This window comes from Streptomyces sp. NPDC048291 (genome assembly GCF_043201715.1).
Classification (GTDB): Bacteria; Actinomycetota; Actinomycetes; order Streptomycetales; family Streptomycetaceae; genus Streptomyces.
Map to the genome: position 1 here is coordinate 58,843 of NZ_JBICZC010000027.1, position 17,285 is coordinate 76,127.

Annotated in this window: 11 protein-coding genes; 8 read left to right on the forward strand and 3 right to left on the reverse strand. The window is 68.2% G+C overall.

All coding sequences use genetic code 11. The features are described 5' to 3' along the window. On the forward strand, positions 1–2,436 hold the full coding sequence (locus tag ACGF5O_RS47455) for a glycoside hydrolase family 2 TIM barrel-domain containing protein (protein ID WP_393816179.1): 2,436 nt from the start codon (positions 1–3) through the stop codon (positions 2,434–2,436). A gap of 59 nt (positions 2,437–2,495) precedes the next feature. On the opposite strand, the gene ACGF5O_RS47460 is transcribed toward ACGF5O_RS47455, so the two are convergent. Beyond that, positions 2,496–5,201 carry a pectinesterase family protein gene (locus ACGF5O_RS47460; RefSeq protein ID WP_393816180.1) on the reverse strand — a complete coding sequence of 902 codons (2,706 nt, stop codon included), beginning with the start codon at positions 5,199–5,201 and terminating at the stop codon, positions 2,496–2,498. A gap of 197 nt (positions 5,202–5,398) precedes the next feature. On the opposite strand from ACGF5O_RS47460, the gene ACGF5O_RS47465 reads away from it, so the two are divergent. The 3 genes from ACGF5O_RS47465 to ACGF5O_RS47475 all read left to right on the forward strand — a co-directional run bounded on the left by ACGF5O_RS47465 (position 5,399) and on the right by ACGF5O_RS47475 (position 10,544). Beyond that, positions 5,399–7,558 (forward strand): sigma-70 family RNA polymerase sigma factor, encoded by a 2,160-nt coding sequence (locus ACGF5O_RS47465; RefSeq protein ID WP_393816181.1) that lies wholly within the window; start codon positions 5,399–5,401, stop codon positions 7,556–7,558. 147 nt (positions 7,559–7,705) lie between these two features. Then, on the forward strand, positions 7,706–8,314 hold the full coding sequence (locus tag ACGF5O_RS47470; RefSeq protein WP_393816182.1) for a TetR family transcriptional regulator: 609 nt from the start codon (positions 7,706–7,708) through the stop codon (positions 8,312–8,314). A 709-nt stretch (positions 8,315–9,023) separates the two neighbouring features. Then, positions 9,024–10,544: an MFS transporter gene (locus ACGF5O_RS47475; RefSeq protein WP_393816183.1), complete on the forward strand. Its 1,521-nt coding sequence runs from the start codon at positions 9,024–9,026 to the stop codon at positions 10,542–10,544. 253 nt (positions 10,545–10,797) lie between these two features. Here ACGF5O_RS47475 and ACGF5O_RS47480 read toward each other — a convergent pair whose 3' ends face one another. Further along, positions 10,798–11,142, reverse strand: a complete 345-nt coding sequence (locus ACGF5O_RS47480) for a winged helix-turn-helix transcriptional regulator (protein ID WP_393816184.1) — start codon at positions 11,140–11,142, stop codon at positions 10,798–10,800. Between the two features lie 67 nt (positions 11,143–11,209). On the opposite strand from ACGF5O_RS47480, the gene ACGF5O_RS47485 reads away from it, so the two are divergent. Next, the gene (locus tag ACGF5O_RS47485; RefSeq protein ID WP_393816185.1) at positions 11,210–12,076 is read left to right on the forward strand and encodes an NmrA family NAD(P)-binding protein; all 867 of its coding nucleotides are present in this window, start codon (positions 11,210–11,212) and stop codon (positions 12,074–12,076) included. 100 nt (positions 12,077–12,176) lie between these two features. Continuing rightward, positions 12,177–12,890, forward strand: a complete 714-nt coding sequence (locus ACGF5O_RS47490) for an alpha/beta fold hydrolase (RefSeq protein ID WP_393816186.1) — start codon at positions 12,177–12,179, stop codon at positions 12,888–12,890. 108 nt (positions 12,891–12,998) lie between these two features. Here ACGF5O_RS47490 and ACGF5O_RS47495 read toward each other — a convergent pair whose 3' ends face one another. Then, a complete protein-coding gene (locus tag ACGF5O_RS47495) occupies positions 12,999–13,403 on the reverse strand; it encodes a hypothetical protein (RefSeq protein WP_393816187.1) in 405 nt (134 codons plus the stop codon). 1,173 nt (positions 13,404–14,576) lie between these two features. Here ACGF5O_RS47495 and ACGF5O_RS47500 point away from each other — a divergent pair. Continuing rightward, the gene (locus tag ACGF5O_RS47500; RefSeq protein WP_362600870.1) at positions 14,577–14,936 is read left to right on the forward strand and encodes a nuclear transport factor 2 family protein; all 360 of its coding nucleotides are present in this window, start codon (positions 14,577–14,579) and stop codon (positions 14,934–14,936) included. A gap of 1,194 nt (positions 14,937–16,130) precedes the next feature. Then, a complete protein-coding gene (locus ACGF5O_RS47505) occupies positions 16,131–17,282 on the forward strand; it encodes an ABC transporter substrate-binding protein (RefSeq protein ID WP_393816188.1) in 1,152 nt (383 codons plus the stop codon). Positions 17,283–17,285: the final 3 nt, after the last annotated feature.

Here is a 17,285-nt window from a genome sequence, read left to right on the forward strand (position 1 = left end):
GTGCTCGCCGATCCGTTCAACCGCGGGTGGGGTGTCCGCCCCAAGACCAACCCGTTCTTCGAACTCGCGGGCGCCGTCCCCTACGAGCCGGTCACCCTGCCCCACGACGCGATGATCGGCCGCGAGCGCGCCGCCGACGCGGCCTCCGGGGCGATGAACGGCTTCTTCCCGGGCGGTGACGTGGAGTACCTCAAGGAGATAGAGGTTCCCGACGACTGGTCCGGCCGGCGCGCGTTCCTCTCGTTCGAGGGCGTGTACCGCGACGCGCGCGTCTTCGTCAACGGCGCTCTCGCCGCGCACCGGCCGTCCGGCTACTCGGGCTTCGTGGTGCAGCTCGATCCCTACCTGCGCTACGGCACGAGGAACACCGTACGGGTGGAGTGCACCACGCAGGAGGACACGCGCTGGTACGCCGGGCTGGGCATCTACCGGCCCGTGCACCTCTACCTCGGGGGCCTGGCGCACCTCGGTGCCGAGACGTTGCGGGTCACGACGCTCGACATCGACGACGACAACGCCACGGTCGAGGTGTCGGACGTGGTCCACAACGAATCGCCGGTCTCCCGCACCGTCACCGTGGTCACGGAGGTCCTCGACGACGCCGGCCAGATCGTCATGACCGACTCGGCTCCCGTGACCGTGTTCCCCGGCACCTCGGTCGCCGTGCGCCGGCGGCTGGTCCTCGAACAGGTGCGCCGCTGGGGGCCCGACGATCCCTACCGCTACACCGCCCGCGTCACACTCGGCTGCGGCGGCGACGAACTGGACCGCAGCGAGACCAGGTTCGGGATCCGCCGCCTCCAGCTCGACACGAAGCGCGGACTGCGGATCAACGGTGTGCCGGTCAAGCTGCGCGGCGCCTGCGTCCACCACGACAACGGACCCATCGGCGTCGCCACCATCGGCCGTGCCGACGAGCGACGCGTCGAACTCCTCAAGGCGGCCGGATTCAACGCACTGCGCAGCGCCCACACCCCGATGAGCAAGGCCATGCTCGAAGCCTGCGACCGCCTGGGCGTCCTCGTCATGGACGAGGCGTTCGACGTCTGGACACGCACCAAGGCACGCCTCGACTACGCCCTCGACTTCACCTCCTGGTGGGAGGCGGACCTTGAGGCGATGATCCGCAAGGACTACAACCACCCCAGCGTCATCATGTACTCCATCGGCAACGAGATCCCCGAGACCGGGAACAACCTCGACGCCCGGTGGGGCCGCCGCCTCGCCGACACCGTCCGCAGACTCGACCCCCACCGGTACACCGTCAACTGCGTCAACGGCCTGGTCTCCGTCGCCGATCAGATGTCCGCGCTCGGTGCCGCGGAAGAGGGCAACGACGTCGACGACGGCCACGGAGTCAACGACATGCTGGCGTCGATGGTCGACTTCGCCGCCGCCGTCAACGCCTCCGACCTCGTCAGCGACCGCACCGAGGAGGCTCTCGGCCAGGTCGACATCGCGGGCTACAACTACGGCGAATCCCGGTACACGCTCGATCCCGGGCGCTTTCCCCACCGGATCGTCGTGGGAAGTGAGACGAGCCGCTCGGACATCGCCGGCAACTGGGCACTGGTCAGCCGGCTTCCGCACGTCATCGGCGACTTCTGCTGGACCGGCTGGGACTACCTCGGCGAAGCGGGCATCGGCCGGTTCAACCCGGCCGAGGGCGATGCCACGGCCGGTGTCACCGGCTCCTTCCCCTCTTTGACGGCAGCGGCCGGGGACCTTGACCTGACCGGAAGCCGGATGCCCGCGTCCTACTACCGTGAGACCGTCTTCGGCCTGCGCGGTGAGCCGTTCATCGCCGTGCACCGGCCCGCACGGTTCGAGGAGAAGGCAGCGCCGAGCATCTGGGGCTGGGCCGACGTGCTCGACAGCTGGAACTGGGCCGGTGACGAGGGAAAACCGGTTCGAGTCGACGTCTACTCGGACGCGGACGAGGTCGACCTGCTGGTCAACGGAACGGTCGTCGGCACAGCTGCCGTCGGACAGGGACAGCCGTTCGTCGCCTCTTTCGACACCGTCTACGAGCCGGGCACGGTGACGGCCGTCGCCCGCAGCGCCAGCGCCGAGAGAGGGCGGGCCAGCCTGACCACCGCCACAGGTCCCCTGCGCCTGCGAGTGAACAGCGATGCCCGGACACTTACCGACGACGACAGCGCTCTCGCCTTCGTGCGCGTCACGCTCGTGGACCGTGACGGCAACCTCGACACCACCCAGGACCTTCAGGTACGCGTCGAAGTCACGGGTACCGGCGTCCTGCAGGGTGTGGCTTCCGGCGATCCCGCCCCGGACGAGCCGCTTGCCGGGAACACGCGGTCCACGTATCAGGGATCGCTGCTGGCCGTGGTCAGACCTACAGGGAGAGGGCGGATCACGGTGACCGCGTCCGCGACCGGCTGCGAGCCCGGCGGTATCGAGATCGCCGTGCGGTGAGGGGCCTCGTCGGCAGGAGGACCGGGTCCTCCTGCCGACGAGGAGCGTCGGCTGGGCTGCTACTTGAGGCTGCTGCGGCTCTGCACGACGAAGGCCGAGCCGGAAGCCGCGGTGATCGTGGTGGATTTTCTTGACACCTCGGCGTTCCGCGCGATCAGCCCCGTCTTCGCACTGATGCGCACCGACGTCAGGGTCACCCCGGTGATCGGTTTCTCCGGCACTCCGATGATCTGACCGGCCTCGTTGGCGCCGGTCGCGGTGATGTTGGCGATGGTGATGTCGTGGAAGTCCGGCGTGTTGCGGTCGACCGTGTGCGCGGCATCGCCGTCCGCAGGAATGGACGGGTAGTAGCCCGTGATCTGGATCGGGGTCACCACGTCGGTCATCGTCAGGTTCTTGTACGTGACGTCGTGGACCTCGCCGGCACGGCCCCGCGCGGACTTGATGCGGACTCCGGCGGTGGTGCCCTTGAGGGTGTTGTCGTGGATGTTGATGTCGTAGATGCCGCCGGCTGTGAAGCTGCCGATGGACAGGCCGTGGCCGTGCAGGATCGTGCAGTTGCTCAGCGAGATGCCGTGGGCGGGTCCGCCCTCTGACGAGGAGTCGATGGCGATGTTGTCGTCCCCTGTGTCGATGGTGCTGCGGGTGACGGCGATCCCCGAGGACGACCAGACGTCGATGCCGTCCGTGTTGGGAGCGTCCGACGGCGCGTAGATCCTGATCTTGTCGATGGCGGAGGCGGTCACCTTGCTGAAGGTGATGTTCACGTTGGGGGCGTTCCGCAGAGCGATCCCGGTGATCTTCACCTTCGAGGCGTCGTTGACGAAGACCAGGCCGGGGCGGGACGACTGGGCCTGCCCCGCGGCCCGCTCAGCCGTGTTCCTGGCCCACCACGAGGCCCCCTGGCCCTCGATCGTGCCCTCGCCGGTGATCGTGAGGTTCTTCACCCCGGATGCCTGGAGGAGCGGAGCCAGGACCGAACCCGACCCGGGGTAGTCCGACTTGTTCTGCGAGGCGAGCAGGGTGGCGCCCGAATCGATCCGGAACGTCGTGCCCGAGGCCAGCTTCAGGGCGCCCGAGAGGTACTTGCCGGTGGTCAGCTCGACGGTGCCCTTGCCGGCGCAGGCGTTGATCGCCTTCTGCAGGGCGGCGGTGTCCTTCGTCCTGCCGTCGGCCTTCGCACCGTAGCCGGTGGGCTTGCAGACCTTGCCGGAAGTCGGCGTCGTCGACGTGCTGGTCGCCGTGGTCGGGTTCCATCCGTCCTTGCCGGCCAGGTACTTCACCGGGGTGTAGTTGGCAGCCTGGGAAGCGCTCAGCTGCGGCCGGTCGGAATTGACCGTCGCGCCGGCCCCGGTGTTCCTGTACTCGGTGAACCGGGCGCCCTTCCAGGTGGCGTCGGACATGTCGGTCCAGGGCTGGCTGGCGTTGACGAACGACCCGATGACGGACTCGCGGTAGAGCACCTGGGCGTTCTGCCGCCAGGGACGTCCCAGGCTCGCGGCTCCCACCGGTCCGGACCCGGTGATCTTCGACTTGTAGAAGAGGAAGCCGTAGGGGCGCGTCGCCGGTGTGCTGGCCGCGGTGATGACCCCGCCGCCCAGCTGGTGGATCTCCGACCGGTCGAAGACCCCGATGCCGCCGCCGAAGACGAAGTCGACGGTGCCCTGCACATACGACTTCCGGAAATAGGCCCGCGCGGAGTCGTTGACGAGCAAGGTGTCCTGATGGCCGAGGATCCGCACGTTCGTGAGCACCGCGCGGTCGGCAGACAGGCTCAGCGCCACCGCCTGCCCCGGGTTGGCCGCGAAGTCGTAGTCGTTGGAGATGGTCAGGTTCGACGCCGAGAAGTCGTGCCCGTCGACGAACGCGGTCGCGCTGCCGAAGGTTCCGTACGTCGTCCCGTCCGGCTTCTTCGTGCCGGCCCCGTGCCGCTGGACGAGGACGACGTCCGAAGAGGTCGCTCCCAGGCCCTTCAACGTCACGTAGGGCTTGTCGGCCGGGATGCTGAAGACGCCCCGGTACGTACCCTTCTTGACGGCAATGGTCACCGGCTTCGTGTTGTTCGCCGGGACCTTGTCGACAGCCGCCTGGACGGTCTTGACGTCGCCGGATCCGTCCGCTGCGACCGTGATCGTCTTGCCGGCGGCATGGGTCGGAGCACCGCTGCTGCCCGACACCGAGGTCAGGGTCCAGCGCTTGTTGCTGCTGCTCGTGCAGCTTTCCTGAATGATGGGGGAGCCGGGTGCGGTGCTGGCTCTGACGTCACTGGCGCACAGGCCGGTGCCGGCGTTCACGATCTGGTACGTACCGTCCTGGGCCGGCTTCAACGTCCACTGCTGGTCCGGCCTGGCACTCTTGCAGTTCCACTGCCGAAGCCGGGCTCCGCTGCTGGCGGAGCCGTTGGGGGCATCGAGGCACAGTCCGCTCGCGACCGACTTGATGGTGAACCTGCCCGATCCCCGCTTGACCAGGGTCCACTGCTGGTTGGTCTGCCCGTTGCCGCAGCCCCACTGCTGTATCTGGGTGCCGGCCGACGTACCGCCCCCGACGAGGTCCATGCACAGACCGCTTCTGGCGACCGTGAGGCGGTAGGTTCCGGCCTTCACGGCGGCCGACCCGCCGCTGCTCGAGCCGACGCCGGCCGCCGCGACGCCGAGTCCCGCAAGGACGATGGCCGCCACGGTGATGACTGCCCCGAGCGGCTTGCGGGCCCGTCTCCTTCGCTTGTGCCGGCGGACGTGCATGAGGTTCTTTTCTGAGTTCACGCTTCTGAGACGGCCCGGCCCCGGAGGTCATAACACGTTTCCGGCGCGGGTTTCAGGCAACTTGCATCCGTCCGGGCCCGGCTTGGCGGATTCAGCGGCCCGTGCCATCATCAGCCGCCATCCCCTGGAGATCACGGTACGAGGATGCGATGCGCGAGGTTTCAGGCAGACCCCAAACGGCCGACATACCTGCCGAGTTGTACGGAACCGACCTGGTCAACGCGGCCCGATCCGGTGACCCACAGGCGCAGGCCGCCCTGTTCGGCCAGTGTCTGCCGCTGGTCTACAACGTCGTCGGCCGAGGCCTGCACGGGCACACGGATGTCGACGACGTCGTCCAGGAGACGATGCTCCGTGCCATGCGAGCGCTGCCCCAGCTCCGTGAACCCGAACGGTTCCGCCCCTGGATCCTGGCCATAGCGATCCGTCAGATCCAGGACCGCGGACGGCGCAGCAAACTCACTTTGGCCCATGTGCGGCCGCTCTCCGAGGAGATCGATGTCCCCGATCCTTCCGGGGACATCGCGGACCGCGCCATCGACCGGCACACCCTGTCCCGTGCCGGGGACGTCCTGCTGGAGGCCAGCCAGTGGCTCAGCGACGACCAGCGGCAGACCATGGCCCTGTGGTGGCAGGAGACCGCGGGATATCTGACCCGCGCCGAGGTCGCCGACACACTGCGGCTGAGCGTCCCCCACACCGCCGTGCGCATCCAGCGCATGAAGGCCAGACTCGAACTCGCCGTCGGCGTGCTCAACGCGTGGCGCGCGCAACCGCGATGCGCCGAGCTGAAGTCCCTCGCGGACACCGCCGGGCCCGCGGCCGGAGGGCGCCTGCTGACCAAACTCAGCCGCCATGTCGAGAGATGCGCCCGATGCGCGGCCGCGACCCGCGCGCGGCGATCGATCGACGACGCCCCGATCCGGATCAGTGCACTGACGGTCCCGGTCGCACTGACGGCCGGAATCCCGGACATGGTCGCCCACCACGTCGCGGTCACCGGCCCGGTGTCCTCCCTGCTGACCGCCCTCCGACACACCCTGGCCCCGGCCTCGGCGAAGTCGGCCGCCATCGGCGGCAGCGCGGTCCTCGCCGCCGTCATCGGCACCGCGATCTATCTGGGCCCCCCGTCCAGCCCCCGTACCCACCCGGCGGAGCAGAGCCCGGCCACGACAGCCAGTGCCCCGCACCTGCCGGGCCGGATCTCCAGCCCCTCGGCCACGGAACCGGCGGCCCCCTCACCACCCACCGCGTCGGCTGCCTACTCGGGCCTCACGACAGCGGACTACTACGTCGCTCCGGGCGGAGACGACACGAATCCGGGCACCCTCGCCCGGCCCTTCGCCACCGTGACCCGAGCTGTCTCCAAGGCCGCCCCCGGTCAGACGGTCGCCGTCCGCGGTGGCACCTATCACCCCAGGGCCACCATCACCCTCAAGGCTTCCGGCACCGCCCATCGCCGGATCACCGTGAGCAACTACCGCAACGAGCATCCCGTGCTCGACGGGTCCCGGCTCCCGGCCGGTACCTCGCTCGTCGTCCAGAGCGGTGGTCACCTCACGGTGCAGGGCCTGGAGATTGTCAACGCCCCGGCTCACCCCTACGTCTGTGCCTCCTGCCATGACAGTGTCTTCGCCCGGCTCAGTGTTCACGGCAACGGCGACACCGGTCTGTGGCTCCACGGCACCGGAACGCACGACAACCTGATCCTGAACAGCGACTTCTTCGACAACCACGAGTCCGGGACCACCGGCGGACACGTCGACGGAGTGGTGTTCAACGACGGCACCGGGACGGGCAACCGAATCCAGGGATGCCGGATCTATGACAACTCGGGTGACGGGGTGGACCTCAGCCGATTCGCCGACGCCGTGACCATCGACCGCACCTGGGCGTTCGGCAACGGCATCGACCGCTGGGATTTCCGGACCTTCTCCGGAGGGGGAAGCGGATTCAAACTCGGCGGCGACGCAGGCCTTCAGGTCGCCCATGCCGTCTCGAACAGTGCGGCCTGGGACAACGCCGGCTTCGGATTCACCGAGACGGGAAGCGCCGGCACCGCACGGCTGACCAATGACACGGCTTTCCGCAACGGCGCGGCGGGCTTCGCCTTCGTCTCCTCCGCCGCAGTCCTGCAGCACAACCTTGCACTGGCGAACCACCCTGACGACTGGCTGGGCGGCCGGACACGACAGGCGGACAACTCCTGGCAGCAGCCGAACTGGACGACGGCGGTCCTCCGCATCACGGACTCCGCCTCGACGACCGGCCCCCGGGCTGCCGACGGAAGGCTGCCCTCCACGACCTTCCTCAAGAACACGAAGAACTCCACGATCGGCGCCACCATGCAGCCCTGACATGTGCACCATGCCCAGCCGCAAAAAAACTGGATAAACACCTGTTTTTTCCGAATTCAGTTGACATCATGAGTGATCTGCCGCCGTGTCGGTCGACGAGCTGGACACTTGTAGCATCGATGCCGAAAGCGGGAGAGGAGCAGGGGCGTGACCAGGGCCGACGACGTGGGCGGCGTACCGCACCGTGAGCGCAAGGGGGAGAGGACCCGTCGGCGGATCCTGGAAGCGGCCCGGTGCAGGTTCGCTCAGGTCGGTTACGAGCGCGCCACTATTCGGGCCATTGCGGCGGAAGCCGGAGTGGACAAGTCGTCGGTCATCCAGTACTTCGGCACCAAGCAGGGGCTCTTCCGTGAAGCCGTCCACTGGCACGTCCCCATCGACGAACTCACCACCGAGGACTCGTCCCGCACTGTTGAAAACTACCTGCGCGGGATGCTGGGCGCCTGGTCGGCCGACCCCGACAGTCCCATGGCCGTCCTGCTCCGCTCCAGCATGACCAGCGAGGAGGCGGCCGGCATCCTTCGTCGCCATATCACCGCCGAGGTCGTCGACCCCGTGGCGGCCAGGATCGGGGCTCCCGACGCGCGGCTGCGCGCCGCGCTGAGCAGCGCGATGATGATGGGCATCGCCAGCCAGCGCCATCTGCTGGGCATGCCGGACCTGGCGCAGGCGGACCTGGAGGACATCCTGCGCATCATCGTGCCGGTCATACGCGAGCTCATCGCTCCGGGGGGCGGCTCTGCCGCCGAGCGCTGAGCCCCGTCGTGGGCACGGTCGGCGCTCGTGACACCCCCCGCCTGGAAAAACACCGCCCCGCCTGCATCGTGTTGCCTCTATCGACGAGCCGGCCCCTCCTTCCGAACGGCGGTGCCATCCGGAAGCGGCGGAACTGAACGTCGTCGACGCTCTGGCCGAGGTGTGTGAGCGACCACTGGCTTCGCGATCGCGAAGCCGGCTCGGTCCGTGGCCGGACTTCGGCGCCGCGGACGGCCATGAGTCGGTCGCAGTGATCGCGTACGGCGGGGCGACCGACCCCGGCCGTACCGCCATGGCGCACGGCCGGTGGCCGTGACGGGGCACCAGCATGACCGGGGGCTGGGGCGGCGCACCCCCGGCCCCGTCCCGTTCCGCTGAGCAGGGACTTGTGGGGAGCTGGACCGGATGCTCCGGTGACATGGACTGCACCGGGGAGAGCCAGAGGGCTGCGATGGAGACTTTCTGCCGCCCGCCCGGGGCCGGGAGGTGTCCGTCGGCTTCATCGTTGGGCCAGACGAAGCCCTGGCCTCCCGAAGCGTCCCTCGGCGGTCATCGAAGCGGGATGAGGCGCGTACCTGCCTCGCTTCGTCCCGTTTACGGTGCGATTATGGCCCGCTGCACGCTGCTGTGGGACACCCCGTGAGAAAATTTCTCAACGGTTGTATATTTTTCGGTGTCCGAACCTGACGCTTCCCCTGGAGCGAGACGTATGTCCACTCACAGCGCACCGGCAACCGACCGCGATGCCGCGCCCCCCGGCGGGACCCACCGCCACCTGGGGCTGGCCCTCGCGGTGATCGCTGCAGCTCAGCTGATGGTCGTGCTCGACGGCACGATCACGAACATCGCTCTGCCGAGCATCCAGACCGATCTCGACGTCTCTGCCGCCGACCTGGCGTGGATCGTCAACTCCTACGCACTCGCGTTCGGCGGACTGCTGCTGCTCGGCGGCAAGAGCGGTGACCTTTTCGGACGCCGACGGATGTTCCGTATCGGAATCGCCGTCTTCGCGCTTGCCTCCCTGCTGGGCGGACTGGCGCCCAACGAGGGGATGCTGATCAGCGCGCGCGTCCTGCAGGGCGTCGGCGCCGCGATCGCCGCACCGACCGCGCTCTCGTTGATCGCGACCACCTTCCCGGAAGGAAAGCCCCGCAACAAGGCGATGGGCGTCTACGCCGGCATGGCCGGCCTCGGCTCCACCGTCGGCCTCCTTCTCGGCGGCGTGCTCACCGACTACCTCGACTGGCGCTGGGTCTTCTTCGTCAACATTCCCATCGGCCTCGCAGTCCTGGCCGGTACCACCGTCCTCGCCGAGGGCGCACGCAACCCGGGCCGCCTCGACATACCGGGCGCCGTCACCGGCACCGGCGGACTGCTGGCTCTCGTGTACGGCATCATGCGCGGCGGTAGCCACGGCTGGACCGACGGCCTGACGCTGGGCTCCTTCGCCGCGGCCGTCGTACTGCTGGCGGCCTTCCTGGCGCTGCAGACGACCGTGAAGAACCCGATGTTGCCATTGCGCCTGTTCAGGAACCGCAGTCGCTCCGGTTCCTACGGCACGATGCTGTTCCTGGGCGCGGGCATGTTCGCCACCTTCTACTTCCTGACGCTGTACATGCAGCAGATTCTCCGCTACAGCCCTGTCAAGACCGGGTTCGCCTACCTGCCGTTCAGCTTCGGCATGGCGCTCGCCGCCGCCACGGGCTCCCGGCTGATCGCCAAGCTGCCGCCGCGTGCCATCGCCGGGCCGGGTCTGCTGGTCGGTGCGGCAGGCATGTTCTGGTTCAGTACCCTGAAGGTGGACTCCTCCTACGCCACACACCTGATGCCCGCGATGTTCGTGACGTCACTCGGACTCGGCCTGAGTTTCGTGCCCATGACCCTGGGCGCGGTCAGCGGCGTGGAACACCGTGACACCGGCATAGCCTCGGCACTGCTCAACACCGCCCAGCAGGTCGGCGGGGCGCTCGGGCTCGCGGTGCTGTCGACCATCTCCGCCTCCGCCGCCGACGACCGGCTGCCGCAGGCGGCAAACACCTTCTATCAGGCGATCGCGATGAAGAACTGGCCGCTTGTCCGCAAGGCGGCCGAGGCGCTCACCCACGGTTACACCACGGCGTTCACCGTCGCCGCCGTGTTCTTCCTGGGCGGGCTGCTGATCACCGTCACGGCGGTCAACGCCAAGAGGCAGGTGCACCGCGAGGAAGAAGTTCCCGTCCATCTCGGCTGACCTGCCCGGCCGGGTCCGCAGTTCGCGGTGCTGTCACAGGGCCTCGCCGGCGGGGTATCACAGGTGCCCAGCGAAGGGTGTGGACATGCCGACCGACCGGTTCAGCCGGATTTCCAGCGCGGCCTGAACGAAATGGCGCGGATCGGCCGGCGGCTGGTGCTCGCCCGTGCTCAGCGGTCGCGCTCGGGCGCGCGGCGCAGGGGGCGGTGTTGGCCTCCGTCCTGCGCCGTGCGCCGACATCCTCCAGGGCTATTTAGGGCTGCTCCGCACCCACGGAAGCGGGGTCGGGAATCGCCATGGCCCATGCCGCCATGGCTTCCAGTACGTCGTACAGCCCTTCGCCCAACGGGGTGAGCGCGTATTCGACGCGCGGTGGGATCTCGGGGAAAGCGGTGCGAGTGACGATGCCATACGTCTCGAACTGACGTAGCCGACTGGTCAATGTGTGTGCACTTATGCCGGGCAGGGCCCTGCGTAGCTCGGTGAAGCGGTGCGGCCCGGCAAGCAGCTCCCTGACGATGAGAGTGGCCCACGGGCCGTCGAGCAGCAGTAGAAACCGGGTTACTCCGCAGCGGGGCAGTGTGGTGGGGCTGGTCATGCGGGCGACTGTAATGCAGCTCGGTGCAGTTGAAGTAACTGATGCAGTGTGTGCACTAATAGAGGTTATGAGCTACGTGATTCATGGTGCCACTGGCGCCCAGGGCGCCCCGGTCGTTGCTGCCCTCGTTGCCGCGGGCAAGCCGGTGACCGCCTTGACCCGCAAGACCGACGCCGTCATCGAAGGCGCCCGCGTGATGGCCGCCGACCTGTCGTCCAGCGAACAGCTGGTCAGCGCCTACCGTGGTGCCGACGGGGTGTTCGTGCATCTGCCGATGGGCGACAAGGGCGACGTGCGCAAGTACGTGCACAACATCCTCTCGGCCCTTCGCGAGGCACGGCCGGGCCGCGTGGTGTTCTCCACCAGCGGTCCCGTCGTCGACCTACCCAGCAGCGTGCTTCAGCAGCCGGCCGACAGCCCGGTGGCGGCCATGGTCGCCGGGCTTGAGGACAGCGGTCTGTCCTGGACGGTGCTCACGCCGAGGCTGTTCCTGGAGAACCTGCTTCTGCCGCCCATCGGCGCGGTCGTCCGGGAACAGGGCGTGCTGCGGTTCCCGCTCCGTGCCGACTTCCCGGTCTCCTGGGTCTCCCACCTGGATGTCGCGGATGCCGCAGCGGCGGCCCTGCTCGACCACCCTGAGGTCACCGGCCTGGTCGGTGTCGGGCAGGTTCCGGCGATCACCGGCGCGGACCTGGCGGAGGCGTTCGGTGGACGCCTCGGCCGTGACGTGACCTACCAGGCGATCGCGCCCGAGAAGTTCGGGGAGATGCTGGCCCCGCTGATCGGCCCAGGTCCCGCCGCCGGCGTCGCAGGGCTCTACCGGCTGCTTGCCACGGTGCCCGACTTCGCCATCGCGCCCGAGCGGTCCGCGCAGAAACTGCTCGGTATCGCCCCGCGATCCGCCGGCCAGTGGCTCGCCGACACCGGACTGTGAGCCATGCGGTCCACCGGCCTCGCCTGGCCGCCGAACTCGTGAGACCAGGGTGCCGGAGACGGAGTTCTCCCCACCGATCAACTACTTTACGGAGAGTCTTATGACCTTCTTCCAGAGCGATGGCGCGCGGATCCACTACACCGAGCACGGATCGGGCTTCCCGGTACTCGCACTGGGTCCGGGCGGCATGAGATCGGCCGCTTCCGTCTGGGCCCGGGCACCGTGGAATCCGATCACCGAACTGGCTGCCACCCACCGTGTGATCGCCATGGACCAGCGTAACGCGGGCGCCTCGACGGCCGAGGTGACCGGCAGCGAGACCTGGGGTACCTATGCAGAGGACCAGCTCGGCCTGCTCGACCAACTCGGGATCGAGCGCTGCCATGTGGTGGGTATGTGCATCGGCGGCCCGTTCATCCTGCGGCTGCTACAGGAGGCGCCCGAGCGGTTCGAGCGTGCCGTGATCCTTGCGCCGAACGGACTCGACAACAACCGCGACAGTTTCCGGAAGATCTTCGACGACTGGGCGGCCGAACTCGCTCCCCAGCACCCCGAGGCGGGGGCGGCTGAGTGGGCGGCCTACCGGGAGTCGCTCTACGGCGTCGACGACGTGCTGCTCAGCGTGCCCGAGACACTTCTGCCGACGATCCGGACACCCCTGATGGTTCTGCAGGAGGACAACCTCTACCACCCGCTCAGCACATCCCTGCTGCTGGCCTCCGCCGTGCCGGGGGCCCGTCTTGTCGAACGCTGGAAGCAGCCGGCCGACTTGACCGTGGCCCGCACAGAGATCGCCGAATTCCTCACGCCCTGAGAACCGGCTGCCGCCCGACGGCCTTCCGTCTCTGCGCGGAACGCGGACGTCCCAGGCTCATGTCCCCGGTGACCACCGGGCACATGAGCCTTCGTCGGCGGGGACCTGTCAGGAGTCCGCGTCGTCGTCGGCGCTGCTGCTACGGCGTCGGAGGGCGATCGCCAGGGGGACAGTCACGAGGATCCCCGCGGCGGACCCGGCGGTCCAGATCACCGTGCTCGCGCGGGACGTCCGGGGCGGCAGCGCGGGGGACGCGGCCAGGGGGATGACCGCCTCGTCGTTTCCTGGGGTCCGGTCGAACGGGTTGGACGTGCGTACGGTGCCTTTCGCACCGGGGACTTGGAGGTCGATGCGGACCCTGAACCCGATGACGGTCGTCCCTCCTTCCTTCGTGCAGTACCTCGAGAACCCGTCGTAGCCGATCTTGCAGACGAACGCCCCGCCTTGCTTCTGCGGCGGCGCGCATGCCCAATCGTTGCCATCGCCATCGAAGGTGAACGGGATGGAGGTCACCGTGGTGCCTTCCGGAGGCACCACCTCGAAGCGGCCCAGTGTCTCCCGCGCTCAACGGCCGTCCGGGTCCGTTGTCGCGCACGCCCAGCCGGACCGTCACCGTTTCGCCGACCCGGCCCCGGACGGTCGAGATGACCGGCTGGTAGTCGACCTGCACAGTGGTCGTGACCTTGACGTACCCGGTGTCGCCGGTGAGGCCGCGGTCCGCCGTCCTGGTCAGGGCTGGCGGGGGTTCGGTTCTGCGCGCCGTGGTTCGGAGGGGCGTTCGGGTTCGGGCGACCAGGTGTAGGAGAGGGAGCCCACCAGCTTGGCAAAGCGCACTGCCAACAGGCCGCGAAGTGTCAGAATCCGTCAAATAGCAATAAAAAACAATAAGAAACACTGAACCATGGCAGACCGCCTAAATCGGAGTTGGCGCCGTGGCGGGTCCGTCCTCAGGCTGCTTCACACTTGAGGTGTCGATGAGTGGCGACGTCACGCGCGGATCGCGCAGCGCCAAGGACGGTGGGATAGAGGCCGGTCGCGCTCCTGCGTGAGCGCATCGAGCCGGTGGATGCGGGGCGGTGTCTCGTTTATCGGTGTCGCGAACTTTGCTGGCCCTTGCGTGATATGCGTAACTCGAGGTTCAACTGCATGCACAGTGCGGGCGAGGCGGGTCTCAGACTGGATGAGTGTGTTCTGAACTCTTTACGTCGAACCCTTATGTGTGCACACTTTGACCACTGCGGGTCGCTGCTGACCGAAAACAGCGTGACGGCCGGTGGGCTTCGAAACCGTAGGGGACGTCATGAGCGAAGTGAGCCGCACGATGGCATCAGGCCGGTCCTTATGGTGACGGCGGAGGGGGTAGGGGAAGGCCTGGCCGGCAGGATCTGACCCTTCTGCTCCAGCGTCGTCGTCGGCGACTCCACCGTGCCCCGCGGTTCGGCGATGGACTTGTGCGGGACGTCGCGCGCGTGAGTCGTCCGATGTGCGAAGCCGTCACCTGCTGCCTCGGGCGGCGGGTGCACTGCGTCCGTCAGGGCGCAGCCAGGGAGTCCTCGGCAACGCCCGGCGGAAAAGGCTTTCGCCGGGCGTATGGAGGCGGTCTGCCGCGATGCGGTCTGCGCCGCACGCAAGACCGTGCGGGAGTGTGCCGCCGTCGCATCCAGTACTAACGAAGTGGGAAACGTTATGAGCAGTGGCTTCACCAAGAATGTGTTTGCTTTGGTCGATTCCGGTGACGCCGCGGGCTTCGGCCGGCTGTTCGCGTCGTGTGGCCGCATGCGGTTCGCCAACGGTGAGCCGATGACCGGTCCCGAGGCCATCGAGGCTGGCGTGAAGAACTTCTTCACCACGATCAAGGGGCTTCGCCACACCGTTCTCAGGGAGTGGGCCGACGGTGCCGACACCATCATCGAGTTGTCGGTTGACTACGACCGGTTGGACGGTCGCACGGTCACCATCCCCGTCGCCGTCATCTGGCACGTCGACGATTCGGGCCTCTTCGACGACTATCGCGTCTACTTCGATCTTGCTCCCGTCTTCGCCTGACCGGCGCGACCGATACCACCAGTTCCCCTCTGCAGGGGTGCGCTGGGCTCCGTCCAGGACTGTCGACGAGCAGCCCCGGACGGGAGCCTCGGCATGCATGAATCCAGCCATGGCTGCGGCGCCGTCATCACCGGCGTCACTTCAGGCGTGAGCAAGGGCTTCGGTCCGCCGATTCATCAAGGGCAAAGGCCGTGGGCATGCAAAGGAGCGCGATGCTGCGTCTGTGGAGTCGGCGAGGCGGTTCGCGGTCGCTGTTTTCACGAACCCCGGACACGCGGCCGCCCTTGAGGCCTGCCCGGGAATCTGTTCCGCCGCCACGTTCCTCGACATGGAGGGAGCCAGGAGGAAGCCGGAGGCGGCCTGGCCTGTACTCCTGATTGTGCCGGACCGGTCGGCATGGAGTTCCCCGGAGAGATCAAAGCCGTCTGCCGCAGAAGAAGGTCCTGACTGTCGGCGGCACGCCGAAGGGGAACTCGCCTGCGGCGGCAGGCAGGCCTCCCATGTCGCAACGGCCTTGGGCGCCGACGTCGCCACCGGCACTTGGTTCCGTTGCTTCGGCTTTGTCCCGAGCGGAGACCGGCCCGCCGGAGGCTCGCTGACGCCCGTCCGGCGAACGGCGAGGTCACCGTCGACTCGAATCTCAGGGCCGTGGGTCAGAGCGTGGTCTTCGGCCCCGGCGACGTCACGGACTTCGTGGAGGCCGAGCGTGCCGGCGCGATGTGTCACATCGCGGTCGTCGTGAAAGGGCCACCTCCCTGGTCAGGCAGAAAGGGGGCTGGCGGCCTACCGGCCGTGCCGCTTCCGCTCGGCCCCGATGGCGGAGCGGTATAGCCGCCCGGCAGGGGTGTCGCCGGACCTGAAGCCGCCTTCCAGACGCAGGCCTGATGAGCGCTCATCCCTGCAACTCTTCAGGATGCAACCGGTGCAAGGGTACGGCCGGCGGTGGGCGAGCACGGCTCAGATGCGGGGCGGAGCCGTAACGGAGCGAATACCGGTCCCGTCCCGCCCTGTTGTCTCGCCTGACCCGGACGCACGCGCCGGACGCCCATCAATCAGCTGGGGCCGATCGGTGGCGGTCGAACATCGCACTTCCTCGTGCTCGGGGAACGGGACGGCTCCGACGTATTGACCTCCCTCCAGCTTCACTGTAGGACAGAGAGCAATTCTGCAAAGAGGAAATCGGGAGTGTCTCGCATGAGCCGTCAGGCCTCCATAACCTCGCTACTACTGATGCTGCTCGCCACTTGGTGCACCGGGTGCGGGGGCAGCGTCTCCGCCTCCGAGAGCGGCTCTTACACCATCGGGCTGATCACCAGTCAGACCGGCAGCGCCAGTCAGCTGGGAGCCGGTGAGCTGAAAGGAGCGCAGCTGGCGGTCGACACCGTCAACGCGGCAGGCGGGGTCGGCGGACACCGGCTTGAGCTCCGGGCCTCCGACGACCAGAGCAACCCATCGCAGACCGTGCTCGCGACCCGCCGGATGCTCTCCTGGGCGGACGCTGTCGTCGGACCCTCCGTGGCGGGTGCCTGCAATGCCGCTGCGCCCCTGACGACAAGCGCCCGCATCATCGACTACTGCCTGTCTCCGGGCATCCGGCCGGCAGCGGGATCGACGACGTGGTCGGCCAGCGCCTCGACGGAGGCTCTCGCCGAGCGCCTGGTCGGCTACTGGCAACGGCGGGGAATCACCCGCATCGGCCTGCTGCACACCACCGACGCCAGCGGGATCGACGGCGCGCGCGCCCTGCGGTCGGCCGTGGCGGGGGCGGAAGGCATGCGCCTGACCGGAGTCGCGGACTACGACCCCGGTGCCATCTCCGTCACCTCGCAGATACAGATCGCCACCGGAGGGCGGCCGCAGGCTCTGGTCGTGTGGGCGAGCGGAGCCGCCGCGGGCGTCGCCTTCAAGGGGCTCAAGGAGGCAGGGAACACCTTGCCGGTGGCGACCACGGACGCCAACCTCACCTTCACCTTCATGCAGCGCATCGCCTCGTACACACCACGGACACTCCTGGTGCCGGCCACCCGGGACTTCTGGGGGGACCAGGTCAACGGTGACGCGGCGGACCGGGTCAGGGACTACCAGGCCGCGTACCGCAAGCGGTTCAGGGAGACACCGGACTTCGGACCGGGCGTGGCCTACGACGCCGTGCTGCTGGTCGCCAGGGCACTGCAGCAGGCCGAGGGAAACCCCCGGCAGGCCGTGCGCGAGCTGGAGCGGCTCGCGGACTTCCACGGTGTCCTCGGCACCTACACCTTCGGCCCGAACGACCACCGCGGCCTGACCGTGGACGACGTCGCCGTCGTCCGGGCCACCCGCGGCGGCTTCACCTACGCAGGGAGGTAATGC